This window comes from Streptomyces sp. NPDC055103 (assembly GCF_053607625.1).
In genome coordinates, this window is the sequence record NZ_JBSGTX010000208.1 from 1 (window position 1) to 1,024 (window position 1,024).

The window sequence follows — 1,024 nt, forward strand, 5'->3', positions numbered from 1 at the left end:
TCGTTCCGGGATGTGGCGAAGCTGCTCGCCGAGCACGACATCAGCGGTGTTCCCGTCGTGGACGACGACGACCATGTCGTCGGAGTCGTCTCCGAGAGCGACCTCCTGGCCCGCCACGAGCTGACCGCGCGGGACCTGATGAGCACGCCGGCCGTCACCGTGCACGCCGAGGAGACGGTGGCGGACGCGGCCCGGCTGATGGTGCGCCGCGGAGTCGAGCGTCTTCCCGTGGTCGACGAGGAGGAACGACTGGTCGGCATCGTGACCCGCCGCGATCTCCTCTGTGTCTACCTCCGCCCGGACGCGGAGATACGCAGCCGCATCCGTGAGGACGTCCTGACGGATGCCATGGGCCTGCCCGAGGACGCGGTGGACGTGCACGTCCTGGACGGCGTGGTGACACTGGGGGGCGGCGTCCGGCGGCGGAGTCAGGCCCTGATGCTCGTCGGACTCGCCGAGAAGGCCGACGGCGTCGTCGCCGTCGTGGACCGCCTGTCCTTCCACGAGGACGACACCCGCCTCGCATCCACCACCCGGACTCCGCACGACATCTCTTGGTGACCCACCTCTGACAGGACGAACCGTGTCTACCACCGCTCTGACCCGACCCCTCGTGACGTCACTGATCGAGGACGCCGTCACGGCACCCTCCATGCACAACGCACAGCCCTGGAAGTTCGTGTGCAGGACGGGCGCGGGCATCATCGAACTGCACGGCGATCCGCTGCGCGGCATGCCGGTGGAGGACCCCGACCACCGCGCCCTCCACCTCGGCTGCGGCGCCGCCCTGTTCGCCCTGCGGGTCGCCGCCGCGCACAGGGGCCTGCACGCCGAGGTCCAGCCACTGCCCGCGCCCGCCGACCCCTGGCATCTGGCCGACGTGCGACTCGGCCGTCCGCAAGACAGCGACGCCGCGCTCGACGCGCTGCACCCCGCCCTCGCGCTCCGGCACACCAGCCGGTTCCCCTTCACCGAGGAGCCGATCCCCTCCGAAGTGGTCGACGGGCTCCGCGCCGCGGCGTTC

At 71.3% G+C, this 1,024-nt stretch carries 1 protein-coding gene and 1 pseudogene; both read left to right on the forward strand.

Annotated elements, in window-relative coordinates; all coding sequences use genetic code 11:
- The coding region (locus ACWFR1_RS40570) for a CBS domain-containing protein (protein ID WP_453561204.1) at window positions 1-561 on the forward strand (561 nt) is incomplete at its 5' end.
- Between the two features lie 22 nt (window positions 562-583).
- Window positions 584-1,024: pseudogene (locus tag ACWFR1_RS40575) on the forward strand (Acg family FMN-binding oxidoreductase); the annotation flags it as partial.